This window comes from Citrobacter sp. RHB35-C21, assembly GCF_013816515.1.
GTDB classification, from domain to species: Bacteria; Pseudomonadota; Gammaproteobacteria; order Enterobacterales; family Enterobacteriaceae; genus Citrobacter; species Citrobacter braakii.
In genome coordinates, this window is record NZ_CP057147.1 from 4,889,678 (window position 1) to 4,908,454 (window position 18,777).

Genomic DNA, 18,777 nt, shown 5'->3' on the forward strand with positions numbered 1-18,777 from the left:
TTGCGGAAAACAATAGGCAATCCGACGCGGCGCAAACAGTGGATAAAAAGGCCATTTGCTGGACTTTTGTAATGTCAGCGCAAAAATGCGATCCGCCTCATAACTTGTAGTTTCTCGGAATTTATAGAGGACATGCTGACTTGTGAGGGATATCTCACTTTGATGGTTACATTACATTTATCCAGTTTTTGGCAGATTTGTCAGATGGCAGGCTCAGGCGTTGCCCTTTTATCCTGTAGCGAGAAATCGTTATGGGAGATGAGGCTATGGCCCTGATTGTGGAATTTACCTGTGAGCTGCCCAATGGCGTACATGCGCGCCCGGCAAGTCACATAGAAACGCAGTGCAACACCTTTACTTCGCACATTGAGTGGCACAACCTGCGTACCGAACGTAGGGGTAACGCCAAGAGCGCATTGGCGCTGATTGGCACCGATACTCTGGCGGGTGATAGCTGCCAGTTGCTGATTTCCGGTGCAGATGAACAGGCAGCCTACCGGCATTTAACCCAATGGTTACGTAATGAATTTCCACACTGCGATGCACCGCTAGCGGAAGCCAAAAGCAACGAGCTGGAGCCACTTCCTGCATCCCTCACTAATCTAAACCCACAGCTTTTTCGCGCTCGCACCGTCTGCAGCGGCAGTGCGGGAGGCGTACTGAGTCTGCTCTCTTCGCTGGATCTCAACGCCCTTAACAATCTCCCATCCGCTAAAGATATTGAAACCGAGCAGGCGGCACTGGATAACGGCTTAACGCTGCTGATGAAGAATATTGCGTTTCGGTTACTCGACAGCGACGGCGCAACCAGTGCGATTCTGGAAGCACACCGCTCGCTGGCAAGCGACCTCTCACTGCGTCAGCACTTGCTCGCTGGAGTATCTCGCGGGTTAAGCTGCGCCCAGGCGATTGTCGAAAGTGCCGGACATTTTTGTGATGAATTCGCCCGCTCCAGCAGCCCTTATTTACAGGAACGTGCGCTGGATGTGCGCGATGTCTGCTTCCAGCTTCTGCAGCAAATTTATGGAGAGCAGCGTTTCCCTGCGCCGGGAAAACTAACCCAGCCTACGGTCTGTATGGCGGACGAGCTCACACCGAGCCAGTTCCTCGAACTGGACAAAACATTGCTGAAAGGCTTGCTGTTAAAAAGCGGCGGTACCACTTCACACACGGTGATTCTCGCCCGGTCATTCAACATTCCTACGCTGGTTGGCGTGGATATTGAATCCTTGATGCCATGGCTGCAGCAAACGGTTTATATCGATGGTAACGCAGGAGCGGTCATTGTTGCCCCTGATGAATCCGTCGTACGTTACTACCAGCAGGAAGCCCGTATCCAGGATGCCATTCGAGAACAACAACGTATCTGGCTGACCCAGGAGGCGCGCACGGGTGATGGCATCCGCATGGAAGTCGCCGCCAACATCGCCCATTCCGTGGAAGCGCAAGCAGCCTTTGGCAACGGTGCGGAAGCGGTTGGCCTGTTCCGCACGGAAATGCTGTATATGGACCGTACCTGCGCCCCGGATGAGAACGAGCTATACAACATTTTCTGCCAGTCGCTGGAGCCCGCACAGGGACGCAGCATCATTGTGCGCACCATGGATATCGGCGGTGATAAACCCGTTGATTATCTGAATATTCCTGCCGAAGCCAACCCGTTCCTCGGTTATCGCGCGGTGCGTATCTATGAAGAATACGCCGCTTTGTTTACCACACAACTGCGATCGATCCTGCGCGCATCAGCGCACGGTAGCCTGAAAATCATGATCCCAATGATCTCCTCTATGGAAGAGATCCTGTGGGTCAAAGAGAAGCTGGCCGAAGCTAAACAGCAACTGCGTGCTGAACACATCCCGTTTGATGAGAAGATCCCGCTCGGTATCATGCTGGAGGTTCCGTCGGTGATGTTCATCATCGATCAATGCTGCGAAGAAATTGATTTCTTTAGTATTGGCAGTAATGACCTGACGCAATATCTGCTGGCGGTCGACCGCGACAACGCCAAAGTTACCCGCCATTACAACAGCCTGAATCCAGCCTTCTTGCGCGCACTGGATTACGCCGTACAGGCGGTACATCGGCAGGGGAAATGGATTGGCCTGTGCGGCGAACTTGGCGCTAAAGGTTCAGTGCTACCGCTGCTTGTGGGACTGGGTCTGGACGAGATCAGCATGAGCGCTCCCTCCATTCCCGCCGCCAAAGCGCGGATGGCGCAACTTGACAGCCGCGCCTGCCGTCAGTTGCTGAATCAAGCAATGGCGTGTCGAACGTCGCTGGAGGTCGAACATCTGCTGGCCCAGTTCCGCATGACCCAACAGGATACCCCTCTGGTTACCGCCGAGTGCATCACGCTGGATAGCGACTGGCGTAGTAAAGAGGAGGTCATCAAAGGGATGACCGACAACCTCCTGCTGGCAGGTCGTTGCCGCTATCCGCGTAAACTGGAAGCCGATCTGTGGGCGCGCGAAGCGGTCTTCTCTACCGGATTAGGTTTTAGCTTCGCCATTCCACACAGCAAATCAGAACATATTGAGCAGTCCACTATCAGCGTAGCGCGCCTGCAAGCGCCGGTACGTTGGGGTGATGATGATGCGCAGTTCATTATTATGCTGACGCTCAACAAACACGCCGCGGGCGACCAGCATATGCGTATTTTCTCGCGTCTGGCACGGCGCATTATGCATGAAGAATTCCGTAACGCGCTGGTTAACGCCGCCTCTGCCGACGCTATCGCCAGCCTGCTGCAACATGAACTTGAACTTTAAAGAGGGTGTTTTTGTATGGAACTTTACCTTGATACCGCCAACGTCGCGGAAGTCGAACGTCTGGCACGCATCTTCCCAATCGCGGGTGTCACCACCAACCCAAGCATTGTGGCAGCAAACAAAGAATCCATCTGGGATGTGCTGCCGCGCCTGCAAAACGCCATTGGCGAAGAGGGCATTCTGTTTGCCCAAACCATGAGCCGCGACGCACAAGGCATGGTGGAGGAAGCCAAACGTCTGAGCAACGCGGTCCCCGGTCTGGTGGTAAAAATCCCGGTGACATCCGAAGGTCTGGCCGCGATCAAGATGCTGAAAAAAGAGGGCATCACCACGCTGGGAACCGCCGTGTACAGTGCCTCTCAGGGATTACTGGCAGCGCTGGCGGGAGCGAAATATATCGCGCCTTACGTTAACCGTATTGACGCGCAGGGCGGCGACGGAATTCGCACGGTACAAGAACTGCAAACGTTACTGGAACTGCATGCGCCAAACAGCATGGTACTGGCAGCCAGCTTTAAAACCCCTCGTCAGGCGCTGGATTGCTTACTGGCAGGATGCGAAGCAATCACCCTGCCATTAGACGTAGCGCAACAAATGCTCAATACCCCTGCGGTAGAGTCAGCAATAGAGAAGTTTGAACATGACTGGAACAATACATTTGGTCACATCAACCTGTGAGGGAAATAAAGTATGGATCGCATTATTCAATCACCTGGTAAGTACATCCAGGGTGCCGATGTTATTACCCGTCTTGGCAACTACCTCAAACCACTGGCAGAGCGCTGGCTGGTCGTTGGGGACAAGTTTGTCTTAGGCTTTGCCCAGGGCGCACTGGAAAAAAGTTTCCAGGATGCCGGACTGGCGCTGGAGATTGCACCGTTTGGCGGCGAGTGTTCACAAAACGAAATCGACCGTCTGCGCGGCGTGGCAGAAAAAGCGCAATGTGGCGCAGTACTTGGTATTGGCGGCGGTAAAACGCTGGATACTGCCAAAGCGCTGGCGCACTTTATGGGCGTGCCTGTCGCCATTGCGCCAACCATCGCCTCTACCGATGCACCGTGCAGCGCGCTGTCCGTTATTTACACCGATGCCGGTGAATTCGATCGCTATTTGCTGCTGCCCAATAACCCGGACAGGGTCATTGTTGATACCAAAATTGTCGCGGGCGCACCGGCGCGTCTGTTAGCCGCGGGCATCGGCGATGCGTTGGCGACCTGGTTCGAAGCGCGCGCCTGTTCACGCAGCGGCGCAACCACCATGGCGGGCGGTCAGTGCACTCAGGCGGCGCTGGCGCTGGCTGAGCTGTGCTTTAATACGCTGATAGAAGAAGGTGAAAAAGCGATGCTGGCTGCCGAGCAGCACGTGGTAACGCCTGCGCTGGAGCGCGTTATTGAAGCCAACACCTATCTGAGCGGCGTCGGTTTTGAAAGCGGCGGTCTGGCGGCGGCGCACGCCATCCATAACGGTCTGACGGCAATCCCGGATGCGCATCACTATTACCACGGCGAGAAAGTGGCTTTCGGCACGCTGACGCAACTGGTACTGGAAAACGCACCGGTCGATGAAATTGAAACCGTTGCGGCGCTGTGTCATTCCGTTGGCCTGCCGATTACCCTGGCGCAACTGGACATCAAACAGGATATTCCGGCGAAAATGCGCATTGTGGCTGAAGCTGCCTGTGCCGAAGGCGAAACCATCCACAACATGCCTGGCGGCGCAACGCCGGACCAGGTGTATGCCGCCCTGCTGGTGGCTGACCAGTACGGTCAACGTTACCTGCAAGAGTGGGAATAACCGACCAATAAAAATCCCCGCAATTGCGGGGATTTTTTTTGTTCATACTATGCCGGACCCGCACAAGCGACATCCGGCATGGTCTGTTACAGCAGATCGAAACGATCCAGGTTCATCACTTTCACCCATGCGGCAACGAAATCTCTCACGAACTTCTCGTGAGCATCGCTGCAGGCATAAACTTCAGCCACTGCGCGCAGTACAGAGTTAGAACCAAACACCAGATCGGCGCGAGTTGCGGTGTATTTTACTTCGCCGCTCGAACGGTCACGACCTTCAAACAGCTCTTGTGACTCATCAACCGCCTTCCACTCATGACGCATATCCAGCAGATTGACGAAGAAGTCAGTGCTGAGTACGCCAGGGCGATCGGTAAAGACGCCGTGCTGGCTACCATCAAAGTTGGTGCCCAGTACGCGCATACCGCCCACCAGCACGGTCATTTCCGGTGCGGTTAGCGTCAACTGCTGCGCTTTGTCGATCAGCAGCGACTCGGTGGTCGACACGTCAGGACGAGCGCGGTAGTTACGGAAACCATCGGCAATCGGCTCAAGCAGTTCAAACATCTCAATATCCGTTTGATCCTGACGCGCATCCACGCGACCCGGCGCAAAAGGTACCTTGATGCTGACACCCGCAGCGCTAGCCGCCTGCTCGATACCGACAACACCGGCCAGCACGATAATATCGGCCAACGAGGCAGTATGGGCAGACTTATAAATACCTTCCAGCACAGGCAGAACGCGTGCCGCGGTGGCATTCACATCCCAGCCGCGTTGTGGGTCCAGCGCCAGACGCGCACCGTTAGCGCCGCCACGTTTATCCCCGCCACGGAAAGTCGATGCCGAAGCCCACGCTACCGATACCAGTTCGCCCACGGACAGTCCGGAAGCAGCGATGGTCGCCTTCAGCTTCAGGATATCTTCTTCGCTTGGGTTGAAGAACGCATGCGGCAGCGGGTCTTGCCAAATCAGATCTTCTTTTGGCACTTCCGGTCCAATGTAACGCGATTTTGGCCCCATATCGCGGTGCGTCAGTTTAAACCACGCACGGGCAAACGCTTCGTTGAACGCTTGCGGATCGTTCAGGAAACGGCGAGAGATCTTTTCAAACTCAGGATCGAAACGCAGCGTCAGGTCGGTAACCAGCATCGTCGGCTTGCGTTTTTTCGACGGATCAAACGGATCGGGAATAATTTCTGGCGCGTCAACCGCTTCAAACTGAATCGCGCCTGCCGGACTGCGAGTCTGCACCCACTCATATTTGAACAGGTTCTCGAAGAAATAGTTGCTCCATTGGGTAGGCGTCTGCGTCCACACCACTTCCAGACCGGAAGTAATTGCATCCGCGCCCGCGCCACTACCGTAGCTGCTGGCCCAGCCCAGGCCCTGCGCTTCAATCGGTGCGGATTCTGGATCGGCGCCAACGTGCGATGCCGCTGCTGCGCCGTGGGTTTTGCCCAACGTATGACCGCCGCCAATCAGCGCCACGGTTTCTTCGTCGTTCATCCCCATGTTACCGAAGGTCGCGCGAATAGCCGCTGCCGCAGAAAGCGGTTCGCCGCTATGGTCCGGCCCTTCCGGGTTCACATAAATAAGGCCCATTTCGGTGGCGCCCAGCGGTGCTTTTGCCAGCTCTTCCGGGTGACGGTGAGTCAGCCAGGCTTTTTCATCACCCCAGTTTACGTCGAGATCCGGTTCCCAGACATCTTCACGACCGGCACCAAAGCCAAAGGTACGGAAACCTGAGTTTTCCAGCGCCACGTTACCCGCGAGGATAAACAGGTCGGCCCAGGAAATTTTCTGACCATATTTCTGCTTGATTGGCCACAGCAGACGACGTGCTTTATCAAGGCTGACGTTGTCCGGCCAGGAGTTCAGTGGTGCAAAACGCTGCTGTCCGCGACCCGCTCCACCGCGTCCATCGATAGAGCGATAGGTTCCCGCGCCGTGCCATGCCATGCGGATAAACAATCCGGCATAGGTTCCCCAGTCAGCGGGCCACCACGGTTGAGATTCGGACAGAAGGGCTCTGAGATCCCCTTTCAGGGCAGAATAGTCGAGTTTACTAAACTCTTTGCGGTAGTCGAAGTCCTCACCCAGCGGGTTCGAACGGTTGGAATGTTGGTTTAAAAGATCAACGCGGAGTTGATTTGGCCACCAGTCGCGGTTATTCGTTCCTGCTCCCGCGCTCTGATCGTGACCGCCTTGATGAAAAGGACACTTACCGGCAGTTGATGCGTTTTGGCTATCGTCGGACATGCTCATCTATATGCTCCCTTTACAGTGTTCTGACTACGATATACACCACCAGAGATAAGATATAGTCGAAATAACCCACAGATTCGATAGCTAATTCCTTTTATATTTTAAGTTACAGAGATGTAGATCAAAATGATCAACAAAAAGCCCTCCGTAGAGGGCTGGGGCATCTGTTTAGTTAGGTCTTACACCCAGTGTGTGACAAATAGCGTAGCTCATCTCGGCACGGTTGAGGGTATAGAAGTGAAAATCCTTCACCCCTTCGCGACTGAGAATTTTCACCATATCCATGGCGATATTTGCGCCCACCAGCTTGCGGGTTTCCGCGTCATCATCAAGACCATCAAACATGGTCGACATCCACGCAGGAATGCGGACGTTGGTCATGTCAGCAAATTTTTTCGCCTGCTTAAAGTTAGATACCGGCAGGATGCCCGGAATAATTTCCACATCGATTCCCGCAGACACGCAGCGATCGCGAAAGCGCAGATAGCTTTCTACATCAAAGAAAAACTGGGTGATCGCGCGGTTTGCACCGGCATCAACCTTACGCTTCAGGTTCAGCAAATCGGCCTGAGCGCTTTTCGCTTCCGGGTGCACTTCCGGGTAAGCCGCAACGGAGATATCGAAGTCCGCAACGTCTTTCAGCAGAGTCACCAGGTCGGAAGCATACATATCCGGTTTACCGCTTCCCGGCGGCAGGTCGCCGCGCAGGGCAACAATATGACGAATACCGTTATGCCAGTAGTCCTGAGCAATGGTACGCAGCTCATCACGGGTCGCATCAATGCATGTCAGGTGCGGGACCGCTTCAAGACCTGTGCGATCCTTAATGCCTTTAATAATGCTGTGCGTACGGTCGCGCTCACCAGAGTTTGCTCCGTAAGTAACTGAAACAAACTTCGGCTTCAGGCTGCTCAGGCGATCGATGGAGTTCCACAGGGTTTGCTCCATTTCACTGGTGCGCGGCGGGAAAAACTCAAACGAAACGTTAATCTGACCCTGCACTTCTGCCAGGCTCTGATTCAGGGCTTCCCGCTGGTTGGCGTGAAAAAAGCTCATACCTTACCTCATCAATCTTTTGTCGTTATATGTTGTGTTGTGAACTGCTATACGTTTAGACGTCTAGATGTAAAAATGACGGAAAAGCATGCTGGCGTCAACACAAAAATCATCGTTAAAGGTGAGGAATACTCAGCCAACGTGAAAAAAATTCACATCAGCTTGAAATGGTGAGGGATTGCGTCACGACCGTCTGTAGCCACTCTACTTTTATTACGTTCTCAGGCAGCGTCGCTAACCCCATGCTAAGCCGCAATTCTGTATCAGTAAGCGGAAGGAAGATCACGCCCTGACGCTGGATAGCGGAAAAGGAGGCCGGAACCAGGCTCAGACCGTCACCCTGCGCGATCCGTGCCAGCAGCACGTCATGCTCCATTGGCTCCTCAATAAGGGCAGGAGAGTAACCGGCACGACGAAAAATGTGTCGAGTGTAATCAAAAAAAGCAGGGTTACGTTCACGTTTGAACCAGAACAGCGGTCGGTGGTTCAGCGACGTTAACGAGAGCGAAGGCAGAGCCGCCTCTGGCCAGAGCGCGGGTAAGGCGGCGATCATCGATTCTTGCCAGCCGAGCGGCGTGACGCTAAGACCCGAATTCTCAAGCGGTAGCGCCACCAGCGCTGTATCCAGTTTTCCCCGACGCACCTGACGCGCCAGTTCAGGCGAACCATGACGGACAATATGTAGCTTCTGTACACGCGTAGCAAGCTGCGACTCAAACGCCGCAAAAACGCCCTGCTCAAACGCCGTACTTAGCCCTAAGCGCAGAGTTTGTTCTCCCGTCTTCGCTATCTGACTCAACGCCGTCCAGGTTTTATCCTCTAACGCCAATAGCGGGCGCACGATTTCAAGGACGTGCTGGCCGTCCTCCGTCAGCGTAAGTCCACGGGTATGACGGACAAAAAGCGTCACCCCCAGGCGCTCTTCAAGCTGGCGAATGTGGCGACTCAGCGGCGGCTGCGACATAAATAAACGCTGCGCCGCTCGACTCATGTTGTTCTCTTCCGCTACCACGGAAAAATAGCGTAGAAGGCGGATATCCAGAGAGTGCAAAGGCGATGTTGTCATACCGAAAAGGTATCACGGAAACGGTATTACCCCAATCATTCCGCACGCTCTATCCTCATGCCATACACTAACTCACGAGGTGATTATCATGGATTCAGAACGCTATTTAACCGGTCAGAGAATGCTGCAACAGGTTGATGGAAAAGGGGGTGATGCGGTAGTCGAAAGTCTGCAGGATATTGCGCCAGACTTCGCCCAATACCTAATTGAATTTCCTTTTGGCGACATCTATTCAAGGCCGGGGCTGGATTTACGCAGTAGAGAAATTGCCACCGTCGCCGCGCTCACCGCCATGGGTAACGCCGCACCGCAGCTTAAGGTACACATCGCCGCCGCGCTGCACGTTGGCTTAACGCAGGAAGAGATTATTGAAGTGATGATGCAGATGGCTGTTTATGCGGGATTCCCGGCAGCACTCAACGGCCTGTTCGCTGCAAAAGAGGTGTTTGCCTCCCACAGAGGTTAAAACAAAGGCCAGCGGAATATCTGCTGGCCTGACCTCACTACGGTTTCACATCTTCCACACGCATGCCTTTGAGTTGTTCATCCGTCAGCGTATTTCCCGCTTTGAAATAATCCACGACCGCATTAGAGACATAGTAACCGCCGGATGTGTTACGCGCTTTACCTTCAGTAAATGTCGTGAAACCATCACCGCCGTCAGCCAGGAAGCTATTGGTGGCAATGTGATAAACCGTGGCATCCTCAATGGGTTTGCCGTTTAACGTCAATACGCTAACCCGCAGACCAACCGGTTTACTGCTGTCATACTTCATCTCCAGTCCTTTGGACACCTGCAATACACCGTTGCTTAAACCCGCGCCGTGCTCCATCAGGCTACGTAACTGCTTCCCGGTGAGATCCATGGTTGCCAGCTCATTCGGGAACGGGAAGGTGCTAATGACTGCGCCCATGGTGATGACTCCAGCAGGGATTTCATTCCGGATGCCGCCCGAGTTAGTGAGCGCTAACTGGGTATCTTTACCCGCCGCAACCAGCAACGCATCTGCCGCCAGATTTCCCAGCGAAGAAGATTCACCGTAAGCACGCGTCAGCTCAACCGGCGCGTTGGCAACCGTCTGCTGCACCACTTTATCGAGCTTTTTATTCCAGCCATCAATGACCTGTTTCGTCTGCGGGTCTGGCTGCCACTCATCAGCAAAAATGGTTTTCAGCTCGAAGTTCTTCACGGTAAATTGATGCGGTTTTTGCTGGTAATCCAGCACCAGTTTACCCACATCAATGCCGCCGCTGTCGGTAGACAGAATCAGGGTGTTACCTACTTTAATCGGCTCCGGCGTGCCCACATGCGCATGACCGGTGATCAGGATGTCCAACCCCTGCACCTGGCCTGCGGTCTGGATGTCTTTATCCAGCGCACGGCGTACATCGGTGCCCCCCAGACTGGACTGACGCGCTGGCGTGCCTTCATGGATCAGCGCCACGGTGAGATCGACTTTGCCTTTCAGCTCATCGATATAGCGTTGCAACCACTTCACTTCATCCCGCGCCTCGATCCCGACACGTGTCGCAGCGGAAACCGTATCATCAAAAGCAAACACGCCGTGCAGGCCAATCACGCCTATCTTTACGCCATCTTTTTCAATAATGGTGTAAGGCTTATCCCAGAACATTTTGCTGCTGTTTTGGTAAAAGATGTTGCCCTGCACGATCGGAAACTTTGCCTGGCTCAGCTGCAGCAGCGTATTGTCCCAACCGTGATCGAATTCATGATTACCCATGGTGACAGCGTCAAAATTCATGGTGTTCATGATATCGATAATCGCCTTCCCCTTGGTCAGGCTGCTGATATATGGCCCGGTGAAATAGTCGCCAGCATCCAAAAACCAGGTGGCGCTATTTTTCGCTTTCTCCTGCTTCACCATCGCCGAGATATTGGCCCAACCGCCAATATCTCGTGTGCCATTGGCAATCCATGGCACTTTATAAGGTTCGACATGGGCATGGAGATCGTTGGTATAAATAATCGTGACATCTTTGGCACTCGCCCAGAGCGGTAAAGATACCAGAACACCGACAGCAAGCATTTTTAGCTTCATAACCAATCCCTTTCAGTCATATAAAGATTCGCTACGTTACGTTCTGAAAGGTTTTTTTATGTGAGAAAACTCACATCCATCGGTGATAGTTGCAGGCCAAAATCAACGACCATTAAAAATCGTTGGTAACAGGATGACGTCACTGTTCACTATCAATTGCTGCAAATCCTTTGGCTGCAAAAATCTGGGGCTGGCGAGTTCAGCTGATTACAGCTGGCCAGAATATCGGCTGGGTTATGCCGCACTGCATTGTCGGGCATGCGGCAGCCTTCCACCGCTGTTTGATGAGGAACAGTTCCGTTGCTGGTTGTCGGCATATTTAGCGGATTTTGCCGCTAATCGTGGTCAGTTTTGCCCATGTTGCTACCAACGAGAAATCATCCGCTATGGGCATAATCCCCAGGGCAGCCAGCGCGTCCAGTGCCGAAACTGCAAAAAAGTGTGGACACCAAAGCAGGCGCCTCCCACCAGCATCGTTTTGCCAGAACAAATAGCGACGATTCCCTTGCTCATCCCTTTTCAGGGCGTTAGTGCAGGCCAGCAACTCTATGTATTACTCTCTTTTGACGCTATTCGCGGCAATGTTCTGCATATTTCCAGCAACTTCACGCCGCACACTGCCGGCATATCATTGCTTTACCGCTGGCGTGGCACTGCTGAGCCAACAGTCATTCACGACGATATCATTGAGCGAGTGAGTCAGCGGGAAACCCAGTTTTTACGCCGCAGCCAGTTTGATGAAATCCAGTACGGCAGCGCCATACTCAAACGGAACGCCAGCGGCGCGATTTTACGCCCGGTCATTACTGCCCATGGGCATTTCCGCCTGCTGAGCCATCTGTGGCCAGAGGTAAAAACCCATATTATTGCCCACGAATGCTTCCTGCGCGGCGCAGCGATAACCGCATGGGCGGAACAGTTTCGCCATCATCGCGCCTCGCTGTGGTTTATTGATGAAGAAATGAATAGCGATCAGCGCACGCTGCCCTGGCAATTGCTGGGTAAAACGTATCAGGGATGGTGGCGAAATCAGTGGCAAATCTGGCAACGAGGCGATATGCGTAAAATGGTGTGTTTGTTAACGCAGGGGCGGGTTGAAGAAAGCGCGTCAATAACCCTGGCGGCAAGCCATCGTTTTCTCGCCTGGTTGCGGCAACAGACGGAATTTGAGCAAAGTACCCGTTACTCTGCCCATTCGGTGTTTCAGGCGATAAGATCGCTGGCAGATAAATACAACGCCCTCATTGAGGGCGATGTTTACACATGTTATCCGGCAACAAAAACTACAGCAGTTGCGCCAAACGGTTGATGTCTGACTGAATCGCCCCGGCGGTCACATCGCGGCCCGCCCCCGGTCCGCGAATGACCAGCGGGTTATCACGATACCAACGGCTTTCAATGGCGAACACGTTATCGCACGGCAGTAGTGCCGCCAGCGGGTGCTCAGGGCGTACCGCTTCAACGCCAACGCGTGCCTTACCGTTAGCGTCAAAACGCGCCACATAGCGTAGCACCAGTCCCATTTCACGTGCCGCTTCCAGGCGTTGCACCATCTGCTCGTTCAGTTCATCGCCATTTTCAAAGAAATGGTCAATAGAACCTGCTTCACAGTGCGCAGGCACCAGCGACTCTACGCGCACCTGGTCCGGTTCAATGTCGTAACCCGCTTCACGCGCCAGAATCACCAGCTTGCGCATCACATCTTTGCCGGAAAGATCCACGCGCGGATCAGGTTCAGTCAGACCCTGCTGCCACGCCTGATCCACCAGATCGGTGAACGGGACCGTGCCATCAAATTGCAGGAACAACCACGACAACGTGCCGGAGAAGATCCCACTGATCGACAGAATAGTATCTCCGCTATCAATTAGATCGCGCACGGTATGGTTGATCGGCAAGCCTGCGCCGACGGTGGCGTTATACAGCCAGTGGCGACCGGTTTTTTCAAAGGCGTCATGAATCTGGCGGTAATTATTACTGCTACTCGCCCCCGCCAGCTTGTTGGCGCTGATAACGTGGAAGCCATGACTGGCGAAATCCAGATACTGCTCCGCCAACTGCTCGCTGGCAGTGACGTCCAGCACCACTAAATCATCATACGGGTGGGCACGCATCCACAGGAACAATGACTCTTCATCCTGTTCTACCGCCTCGTCATCGAAGAAGGCCAACGCGCGGCTGGCATCCAGCCCTTCGTAATTCAGCAGGCTACGGCGGCTATCAACCACTCCTGCCAGCACGAACTCTAATCCGGTACGCGCCGAGAGCGTGCTCTGCTCGCGGGCAAACAGCTCCAGCCAGCGCGACCCAATGTTGCCTTTGCCGAACAGCACCAGACCAATGCGTTTTTCCGCGCGGAAGATTGACTGGTGCAGACCCTGAATCAGGCTCTCCGTTGGCCCGGTACGCAAGACGGCGACCAGGCTAATGCCCTCTTCCGACTGCCAGGTGAATTCGACCGGCTGACCTTTCAGCTGTTGCCAAAAGCGATGGCAGTGCAGCGGGTTACGGGTGACGCCCGCCCCAACCATCGCCACCAGCGCCAGCCCCTGGCGCAGACGCAGTTCGCCCGGCAGGCCAGCTTCATCCAGAATTTTCAGTGCGCCATCAGCGACTTCGGAGGTATAGCAAAATTGCAGCAACTGGCGGTCAGGATGCACACCCACTGCCAGCGGACGCACCTGGGTGCGTTTTAAAATCTGATCAATCTCTTTATAGGCCAGTTTAAAGTCCTGGCCAGTGGGAACCTGAAACTCAATCAGGCAAACGTCGTCATGGCTGGTCACAATACGTGCCCCGGTACCGGAAGCCAGCACGCGTTCAATACGCGTCGATCCCTGCTCCGGCGTATAGCTACAACGCAACTGGAGATCGATATCGCTGCCGGAAACCGGCTGGAGGGTGCGGGCATGAAGAACCGGAGCCGCCAGACGCGCCAGCTCGCTGGCTTCATCCAGACGCAGCAGCGGCAGCAGACAGGCATCTTTTACTTTACGCGGATCCGCGCTGTAAACCCCGGCCACATCGCTCCAGATGGTTACGCGGGAAACCCCCGCCAACGCGCCAACCTGCGTCGCCGAGTAGTCGGAGCCGTTACGCCCCAGCAGTACCGTCTCACCGGCGTTGCTGCGGCTAATGAAACCGGTAACGACCAGGCGTTTGCCCGGATGCTGCGCCAGCAGTTGTTGCAGCAATGGGTAAGAAAGACCTTCATCCACCTGCGGCTGAGCGCCGCGCTCGGCACGTAAAAAATCGCGCGCATCCAGCCAGGCTGACTCCAGTCCCTGTTGGTTAAGGACGGCAGACATCAAACGCGCCGACCACACCTCGCCATGCCCGACGACTTCAGCATAGACGGCATCATTCACGCCGCTGTCGAGTAACCCAGCCAGACGCTCCAGATCGTGAATAAACGCGCCGATCAGCCCATCCGCCACCTCAGGAGGTAACAAACCGCTGATAAGCTCACTCTGATAACGACGTAGCGCCTGTTGAACCTGATGCGCAGACAGACGATCGGTCTGGCTTAATTTTAGCCAGCTAATCAACTGGTTAGTGGTACTGCCTGCGGCTGAAACAACCATCATGTCATCAGGCTGCGAGTACTCCGCCATAATGCCTGCGACACGCAGATAACATTTCACATCAGCCAGACTACTACCACCAAATTTGTGCAGTTGACGACCCTTCGTCCCTGCCTGCGCAATCACACTCATGTTTACCCCTTGTTTGCAGCCCGGAAGCCATTTTCCAGGTCGGCAATTAAATCTTCGCCATCTTCAATACCGGTGGAGATACGCAACAGCGTTTCCGAAATTCCGGCAGCAGCACGCGCTTCTGGCGCCATTCCCGCGTGTGTCATGGTTGCGGCATGGGAGATCAGACTTTCAACGCCCCCTAACGATTCCGCCAGCGTAAACAATGACAACCCGCCGAGGAAGCGACGCAGCGTTTGCTCATCGCCATCCAGCTCAAAACTCAACATCGCGCCAAACCCTTTTTGCTGACGCGCGGCAATCTCATGGCCCTGATTATCCGGCAATGACGGGTGATACAATTTTTTCACCAGCGGCTGAGTTTGCAGATAATCCACAATCGCCTGAGCATTACGTTGCGCCACCTCCATACGAGGTGACAGAGTACGCAGGCCGCGCAACAGCAGATAACTATCAAACGCGCCGCCGGTCACACCAATATTATTCGCCCACCATGCCAGTTCAGTGACCGTTTCCGGATCTTTTGCTATCACCACACCAGCCACTACGTCGGAGTGACCGTTTAAATATTTCGTGCATGAATGCAACACCAGATCGGCGCCTAATGCCAGTGGATTTTGCAGTGCCGGGCTTAAAAAAGTGTTGTCCACCACGCTGACCGCACCAGCCTCGCGCGCCAGTTGGCAGATTTTCGCGATATCCACTACGCGCAGCAGCGGGTTGCTTGGGCTTTCTACCAGCACCAGCTTCGGTTTTTCCGCCAGTGCCGCCTGCAACGCCTGCTCATCTCCTTGATCGACAAACAGTACGCGATAACAGCCACGCTTTGCCAGGCTGTCAAACAGACGATAACTCCCGCCGTAGCAGTCGTGCGGTGCGACCAGCAGATCGCCAGGCTTGAGGAATACCGTAGTCACCAGATGAATCGCCGACATGCCGGTATTGGTCAGTACTGCCCCCTCCCCACCTTCCAGTTCCGCCAGCGCACGCTGAACGACATCACGCGTTGGGTTACCGCGGCGCGAATAGTCATGGGCGCGAGGCTCATTAAAACCGGTAAAGTTATAGGTGCTGGAGAGGTGGATCGGCGGGACAACGCAACCGTACTGTTCGTCGTCATTTAACCCGCTACGCACTGCGATGGTGGCCTGTTTACGCGTCATATTGAGGAGATCCTGGCTGAGTCGGTGAAAAGTCAGACACCAGAGTAATCATAGTTACGATAGCCGTCAATACATCTGGACATCTAAACTTCTTTGCGTATAGATTGAGCAAACCGGAAATAGCCGTTAAAATTATATGCATTAGCGTACATCTGCGTCGGCTTACTTCGTGTCAGGGCCACGCCACTACGATAAACTACGCGCAATTATGGTCCGGGCTCAGGTTCTGGCCTCAATATTAATGACAAAGAGGATTAGGTATCTCATGGCTGAATGGAGCGGCGAATATATCAGCCCATACGCTGAGCACGGTAAGAAGAGTGAGCAAGTCAAAAAAATTACGGTTTCCATTCCTCTGAAGGTGTTAAAAATCCTTACCGATGAACGCACGCGTCGTCAGGTTAACAACCTGCGTCACGCCACCAACAGCGAACTGCTGTGTGAAGCGTTTCTGCATGCTTTTACCGGGCAACCATTACCCAACGATGACGACCTGCGTAAAGAGCGCAGCGATGAAATCCCGGAAGAAGCAAAGGTAATCATGCGTGAACTGGGTATCAACCCGGAAACGTGGGAATACTGATTTTTCAAGACAGATGAGAAAAGGCGGGATTACTCCCGCCGCTTCTCACTACGTTACTTACTGATACCATTAATCTTATTCAATGTTTCTTCCATTTTGAGCGTCTCTTTACGGTTCAATGGATAGAAATAAATCAGAATGACCGCTGCCAAGAACAGGCATAAAGCCGGTAACAGATTTGCCATCGTATAGATGTTTTCCTGCACAATGCTGGTTTGCACAGCGCCGCCCGTTGACGAAGATTGATAACCAATGATGGCCAGCATAAAGCCGCCAATAGCCCCTGCGCACGCCTGGCCAACCTTGCGGGCGAAGAAGTTCACGCCATAGACGGTCCCATCTTCACGATCGCCGGTGACATACTGGTGATAATCACACACATCGGTCATAAACGCCCAAATCATCAGGTTGAATAACCCGGCCCCCAGCGTCGCCAGGAACAGGAAAACCAAATAAACCTTCGCGTCGGTAATGTGAGTGAAGTACATAATCACATACATGGCTACCGCAAAGAGCAGCGCGCCTACGCTGGCTTCTTTCTTACCAAAGCGCTTCGTGAGCCAGGATGCTGAGGGTGCCAGCAAAACCAGAGAGCCAAAGGTGAAGAGCAATGCAACGGACATGGCCTCTTTGTTATGGAAATAGTCATTAAACAGGTAAGTCATGTTGGTACCAGACAACCCCTGATTAATCACAATCAGCAGATCCACAACCACTAAAACAATCAGCGCTTTATTGCGTATCAACCCCTTCAGCAGCACAGAAACCGGCATGCTCTCTTTTCTTTCCACTCGCACGCGTTCCGTCGTTAACTGACAGGTCAACGTTAAAAAGATAAACCCCAGCACAGAACAACCAATGGCAATCCAGAAGAAATGCTGCCCAGAGATCACCTGGCTTCCGTCCACCAGAGTTGTGTACATCAGGATCGGAATAAAAAAGCCGGTTGTCCCGCCACCGATGGCGGACCCAACGCTGCGCCAGGTTGACAGCGATACGCGATCTTCCGGATTCGAGCTAATCGCCGCAGACATGGCGCCATACGGAATACTCACTGTCGATAACAGCGAACCGTAAATAAAATAGGAACAGCAGATGTAGATAATTTTCGCCGTATAAGAAAAATCATGCACAAACGGCAGGAACAGAACGACCGCAATGATGCAAAACGGGTACTTCATGCGGCGCACCCAGGGGTTAAATCGCCCATGAGCCGTCAGTTTAGAGGTATCACATAAGCGCCCTACGCCAACGTCGACAAACGCATCAAAGAGTTTGGTCACAAAATAGAGTGAACCAACAATAACACCGGAAATACCGAGTACGTTGGTGTAATAAATCATTAAAAAACTATTTACCAGCCCAAGAATAAAACAGGTTCCGAGGTCACCACATAAATAACCAAATTTATCTCTTAATCCAAAAGGCCTGACGGCAATATTTTGATTGCTTCCGATCATTGTTCCATCATTAGACATGATGTTAACTCCTTAGACACATTATTCACGCAAACTATGCGTATACCGATGCTCAGCGTAATAAATCGATACGAAGTGTATTAACGGTCAGAAGTTATAACCGAGACCAACGCGATAGCGGGTCTGACGATCGTCTGTGGTTGTGGTGTTATACCCCGAGGAAACGTTACCCACCTCAACAAATGGAACCCATGAGCCTATTTTATACGCCACACGGAAGTTATATTCGTAATCGTCTTTTCGGTTGTTATATAAATCTTCGCTATCGGCAATTTTATAAATGCCATTTAGCTCAAACATCCAGTCATTGATGTTATAACCGAGCCATGCTTCCGGACGATAGACCATGCGGTCATCCTTGCCGTCAGTGTTTCTGCGCATGTACTCCTGACGATAGCGGAACGCAGTCCACCAATGGTCATTGATGTTATACTGCACGCGAATATAAGGCTTATAAATCGCGATGTTATCGCCCGTTTCGAGCGCAATACCCGTCTGCCAGACAAGGGCATTCCAGGTGAACTGGTAGCTTGCCGTATACTCGTTGCCATTACTTTCCATATTATTCCACGCATCATTAGATTGCGTATTTTCGGAACGTGAAATGGCCTCGACTGCGACACCAAAACCAGTAGCAAAACGATGCGACATATAAACACGGTCGTAATTACGACCATCATCATAATATTCATGTCGATAATCAACATAACCCGCTTGCGCGGCCGCAGAGAATAATGAAATCAGTAATAACGCGGATTTAAATTTCATGACCATCCCTCTTCACACTAAATCTAGGAAATTGCCCATCTCGCTCCGTCCATAAATG

At 53.2% G+C, this 18,777-nt stretch carries 14 protein-coding genes; 6 read left to right on the plus strand and 8 right to left on the minus strand.

Features of this window, described 5'->3' with window-relative positions; translation table 11 throughout:
- The first annotated feature begins 266 nt into the window (after positions 1–266).
- From ptsP to HVZ39_RS23660, 3 genes are read left to right on the plus strand one after another with little or no spacing between them, the layout of a single operon-like run.
- Positions 267–2,768, plus strand: a complete 2,502-nt coding sequence (gene ptsP / locus HVZ39_RS23650; protein ID WP_181633722.1) for a phosphoenolpyruvate--protein phosphotransferase — start codon at positions 267–269, stop codon at positions 2,766–2,768.
- 15 nt (positions 2,769–2,783) lie between these two features.
- Entirely contained in the window at positions 2,784–3,446 is a 663-nt protein-coding gene (gene fsa, locus HVZ39_RS23655) for a fructose-6-phosphate aldolase (protein ID WP_019077903.1), read from the plus strand.
- A gap of 12 nt (positions 3,447–3,458) precedes the next feature.
- Entirely contained in the window at positions 3,459–4,562 is a 1,104-nt protein-coding gene (locus HVZ39_RS23660; RefSeq protein ID WP_016155275.1) for a glycerol dehydrogenase, read from the plus strand.
- 86 nt (positions 4,563–4,648) lie between these two features.
- Here HVZ39_RS23660 and katG read toward each other — a convergent pair whose 3' ends face one another.
- From katG to HVZ39_RS23675, 3 genes are all read right to left on the minus strand, one after another.
- Positions 4,649–6,829, minus strand: coding sequence for a catalase/peroxidase HPI (katG, locus tag HVZ39_RS23665; protein ID WP_016155274.1), 2,181 nt, complete (start codon positions 6,827–6,829; stop codon positions 4,649–4,651).
- A 168-nt stretch (positions 6,830–6,997) separates the two neighbouring features.
- A complete protein-coding gene (gene metF / locus HVZ39_RS23670; protein ID WP_016155273.1) occupies positions 6,998–7,885 on the minus strand; it encodes a methylenetetrahydrofolate reductase in 888 nt (295 codons plus the stop codon).
- Between the two features lie 157 nt (positions 7,886–8,042).
- A complete protein-coding gene (locus tag HVZ39_RS23675) occupies positions 8,043–8,951 on the minus strand; it encodes a LysR family transcriptional regulator (protein WP_181633031.1) in 909 nt (302 codons plus the stop codon).
- Between the two features lie 88 nt (positions 8,952–9,039).
- Here HVZ39_RS23675 and HVZ39_RS23680 point away from each other — a divergent pair, with 88 nt between their 5' ends.
- Entirely contained in the window at positions 9,040–9,417 is a 378-nt protein-coding gene (locus HVZ39_RS23680) for a carboxymuconolactone decarboxylase family protein (RefSeq protein WP_016157923.1), read from the plus strand.
- Between the two features lie 37 nt (positions 9,418–9,454).
- Here the strand turns inward: HVZ39_RS23680 and HVZ39_RS23685 are convergent, their stop codons facing one another.
- Positions 9,455–11,011: a bifunctional UDP-sugar hydrolase/5'-nucleotidase gene (locus tag HVZ39_RS23685; RefSeq protein WP_019077905.1), complete on the minus strand. Its 1,557-nt coding sequence runs from the start codon at positions 11,009–11,011 to the stop codon at positions 9,455–9,457.
- Positions 11,012–11,144: 133 nt separating this feature from the next.
- On the opposite strand from HVZ39_RS23685, the gene HVZ39_RS23690 reads away from it, so the two are divergent.
- Positions 11,145–12,320 carry a cytoplasmic protein gene (locus tag HVZ39_RS23690; protein ID WP_181633032.1) on the plus strand — a complete coding sequence of 392 codons (1,176 nt, stop codon included), beginning with the start codon at positions 11,145–11,147 and terminating at the stop codon, positions 12,318–12,320.
- Here HVZ39_RS23690 and metL read toward each other — a convergent pair.
- Together metL and metB are read right to left on the minus strand one after the other, a co-directional pair.
- Positions 12,295–14,727, minus strand: coding sequence for a bifunctional aspartate kinase/homoserine dehydrogenase II (gene metL, locus HVZ39_RS23695; RefSeq protein ID WP_016155268.1), 2,433 nt, complete (start codon positions 14,725–14,727; stop codon positions 12,295–12,297). The two genes, HVZ39_RS23690 and metL, sit on opposite strands and share 26 nt — an antisense overlap.
- A gap of 2 nt (positions 14,728–14,729) precedes the next feature.
- The gene (gene metB / locus HVZ39_RS23700; protein WP_181633033.1) at positions 14,730–15,890 is read right to left on the minus strand and encodes a cystathionine gamma-synthase; all 1,161 of its coding nucleotides are present in this window, start codon (positions 15,888–15,890) and stop codon (positions 14,730–14,732) included.
- 265 nt (positions 15,891–16,155) lie between these two features.
- Between metB and metJ the strand changes: the two genes are divergently transcribed.
- Positions 16,156–16,473 (plus strand): met regulon transcriptional regulator MetJ, encoded by a 318-nt coding sequence (metJ, locus tag HVZ39_RS23705; RefSeq protein ID WP_003825168.1) that lies wholly within the window; start codon positions 16,156–16,158, stop codon positions 16,471–16,473.
- A 53-nt stretch (positions 16,474–16,526) separates the two neighbouring features.
- On the opposite strand, the gene HVZ39_RS23710 is transcribed toward metJ, so the two are convergent.
- Positions 16,527–17,951: a glycoside-pentoside-hexuronide (GPH):cation symporter gene (locus HVZ39_RS23710; RefSeq protein ID WP_019077908.1), complete on the minus strand. Its 1,425-nt coding sequence runs from the start codon at positions 17,949–17,951 to the stop codon at positions 16,527–16,529.
- Between the two features lie 87 nt (positions 17,952–18,038).
- Entirely contained in the window at positions 18,039–18,719 is a 681-nt protein-coding gene (locus HVZ39_RS23715) for an oligogalacturonate-specific porin KdgM family protein (protein WP_181633034.1), read from the minus strand.
- Positions 18,720–18,777: the final 58 nt, after the last annotated feature.

Excerpts from the sequence above, each read along its gene's own strand:
- metJ (WP_003825168.1), top strand. The coding sequence starts at position 16,156 with ATGGCTGAATGGAGCGGCGAATATATCAGCCCATACGCTGAGCACGGT.
- ptsP (WP_181633722.1), top strand. The coding sequence starts at position 267 with ATGGCCCTGATTGTGGAATTTACCTGTGAGCTGCCCAATGGCGTACAT.
- HVZ39_RS23680 (WP_016157923.1), top strand. The coding sequence starts at position 9,040 with ATGGATTCAGAACGCTATTTAACCGGTCAGAGAATGCTGCAACAGGTT.
- HVZ39_RS23710 (WP_019077908.1), bottom strand. The coding sequence starts at position 17,951 with ATGTCTAATGATGGAACAATGATCGGAAGCAATCAAAATATTGCCGTC.
- katG (WP_016155274.1), bottom strand. The coding sequence starts at position 6,829 with ATGAGCATGTCCGACGATAGCCAAAACGCATCAACTGCCGGTAAGTGT.
- metL (WP_016155268.1), bottom strand. The coding sequence starts at position 14,727 with ATGAGTGTGATTGCGCAGGCAGGGACGAAGGGTCGTCAACTGCACAAA.
- HVZ39_RS23690 (WP_181633032.1), top strand. The coding sequence starts at position 11,145 with ATGACGTCACTGTTCACTATCAATTGCTGCAAATCCTTTGGCTGCAAA.
- fsa (WP_019077903.1), top strand. The coding sequence starts at position 2,784 with ATGGAACTTTACCTTGATACCGCCAACGTCGCGGAAGTCGAACGTCTG.
- metF (WP_016155273.1), bottom strand. The coding sequence starts at position 7,885 with ATGAGCTTTTTTCACGCCAACCAGCGGGAAGCCCTGAATCAGAGCCTG.
- HVZ39_RS23660 (WP_016155275.1), top strand. The coding sequence starts at position 3,459 with ATGGATCGCATTATTCAATCACCTGGTAAGTACATCCAGGGTGCCGAT.
- HVZ39_RS23685 (WP_019077905.1), bottom strand. The coding sequence starts at position 11,011 with ATGAAGCTAAAAATGCTTGCTGTCGGTGTTCTGGTATCTTTACCGCTC.
- metB (WP_181633033.1), bottom strand. The coding sequence starts at position 15,890 with ATGACGCGTAAACAGGCCACCATCGCAGTGCGTAGCGGGTTAAATGAC.
- HVZ39_RS23715 (WP_181633034.1), bottom strand. The coding sequence starts at position 18,719 with ATGAAATTTAAATCCGCGTTATTACTGATTTCATTATTCTCTGCGGCC.
- HVZ39_RS23675 (WP_181633031.1), bottom strand. The coding sequence starts at position 8,951 with ATGACAACATCGCCTTTGCACTCTCTGGATATCCGCCTTCTACGCTAT.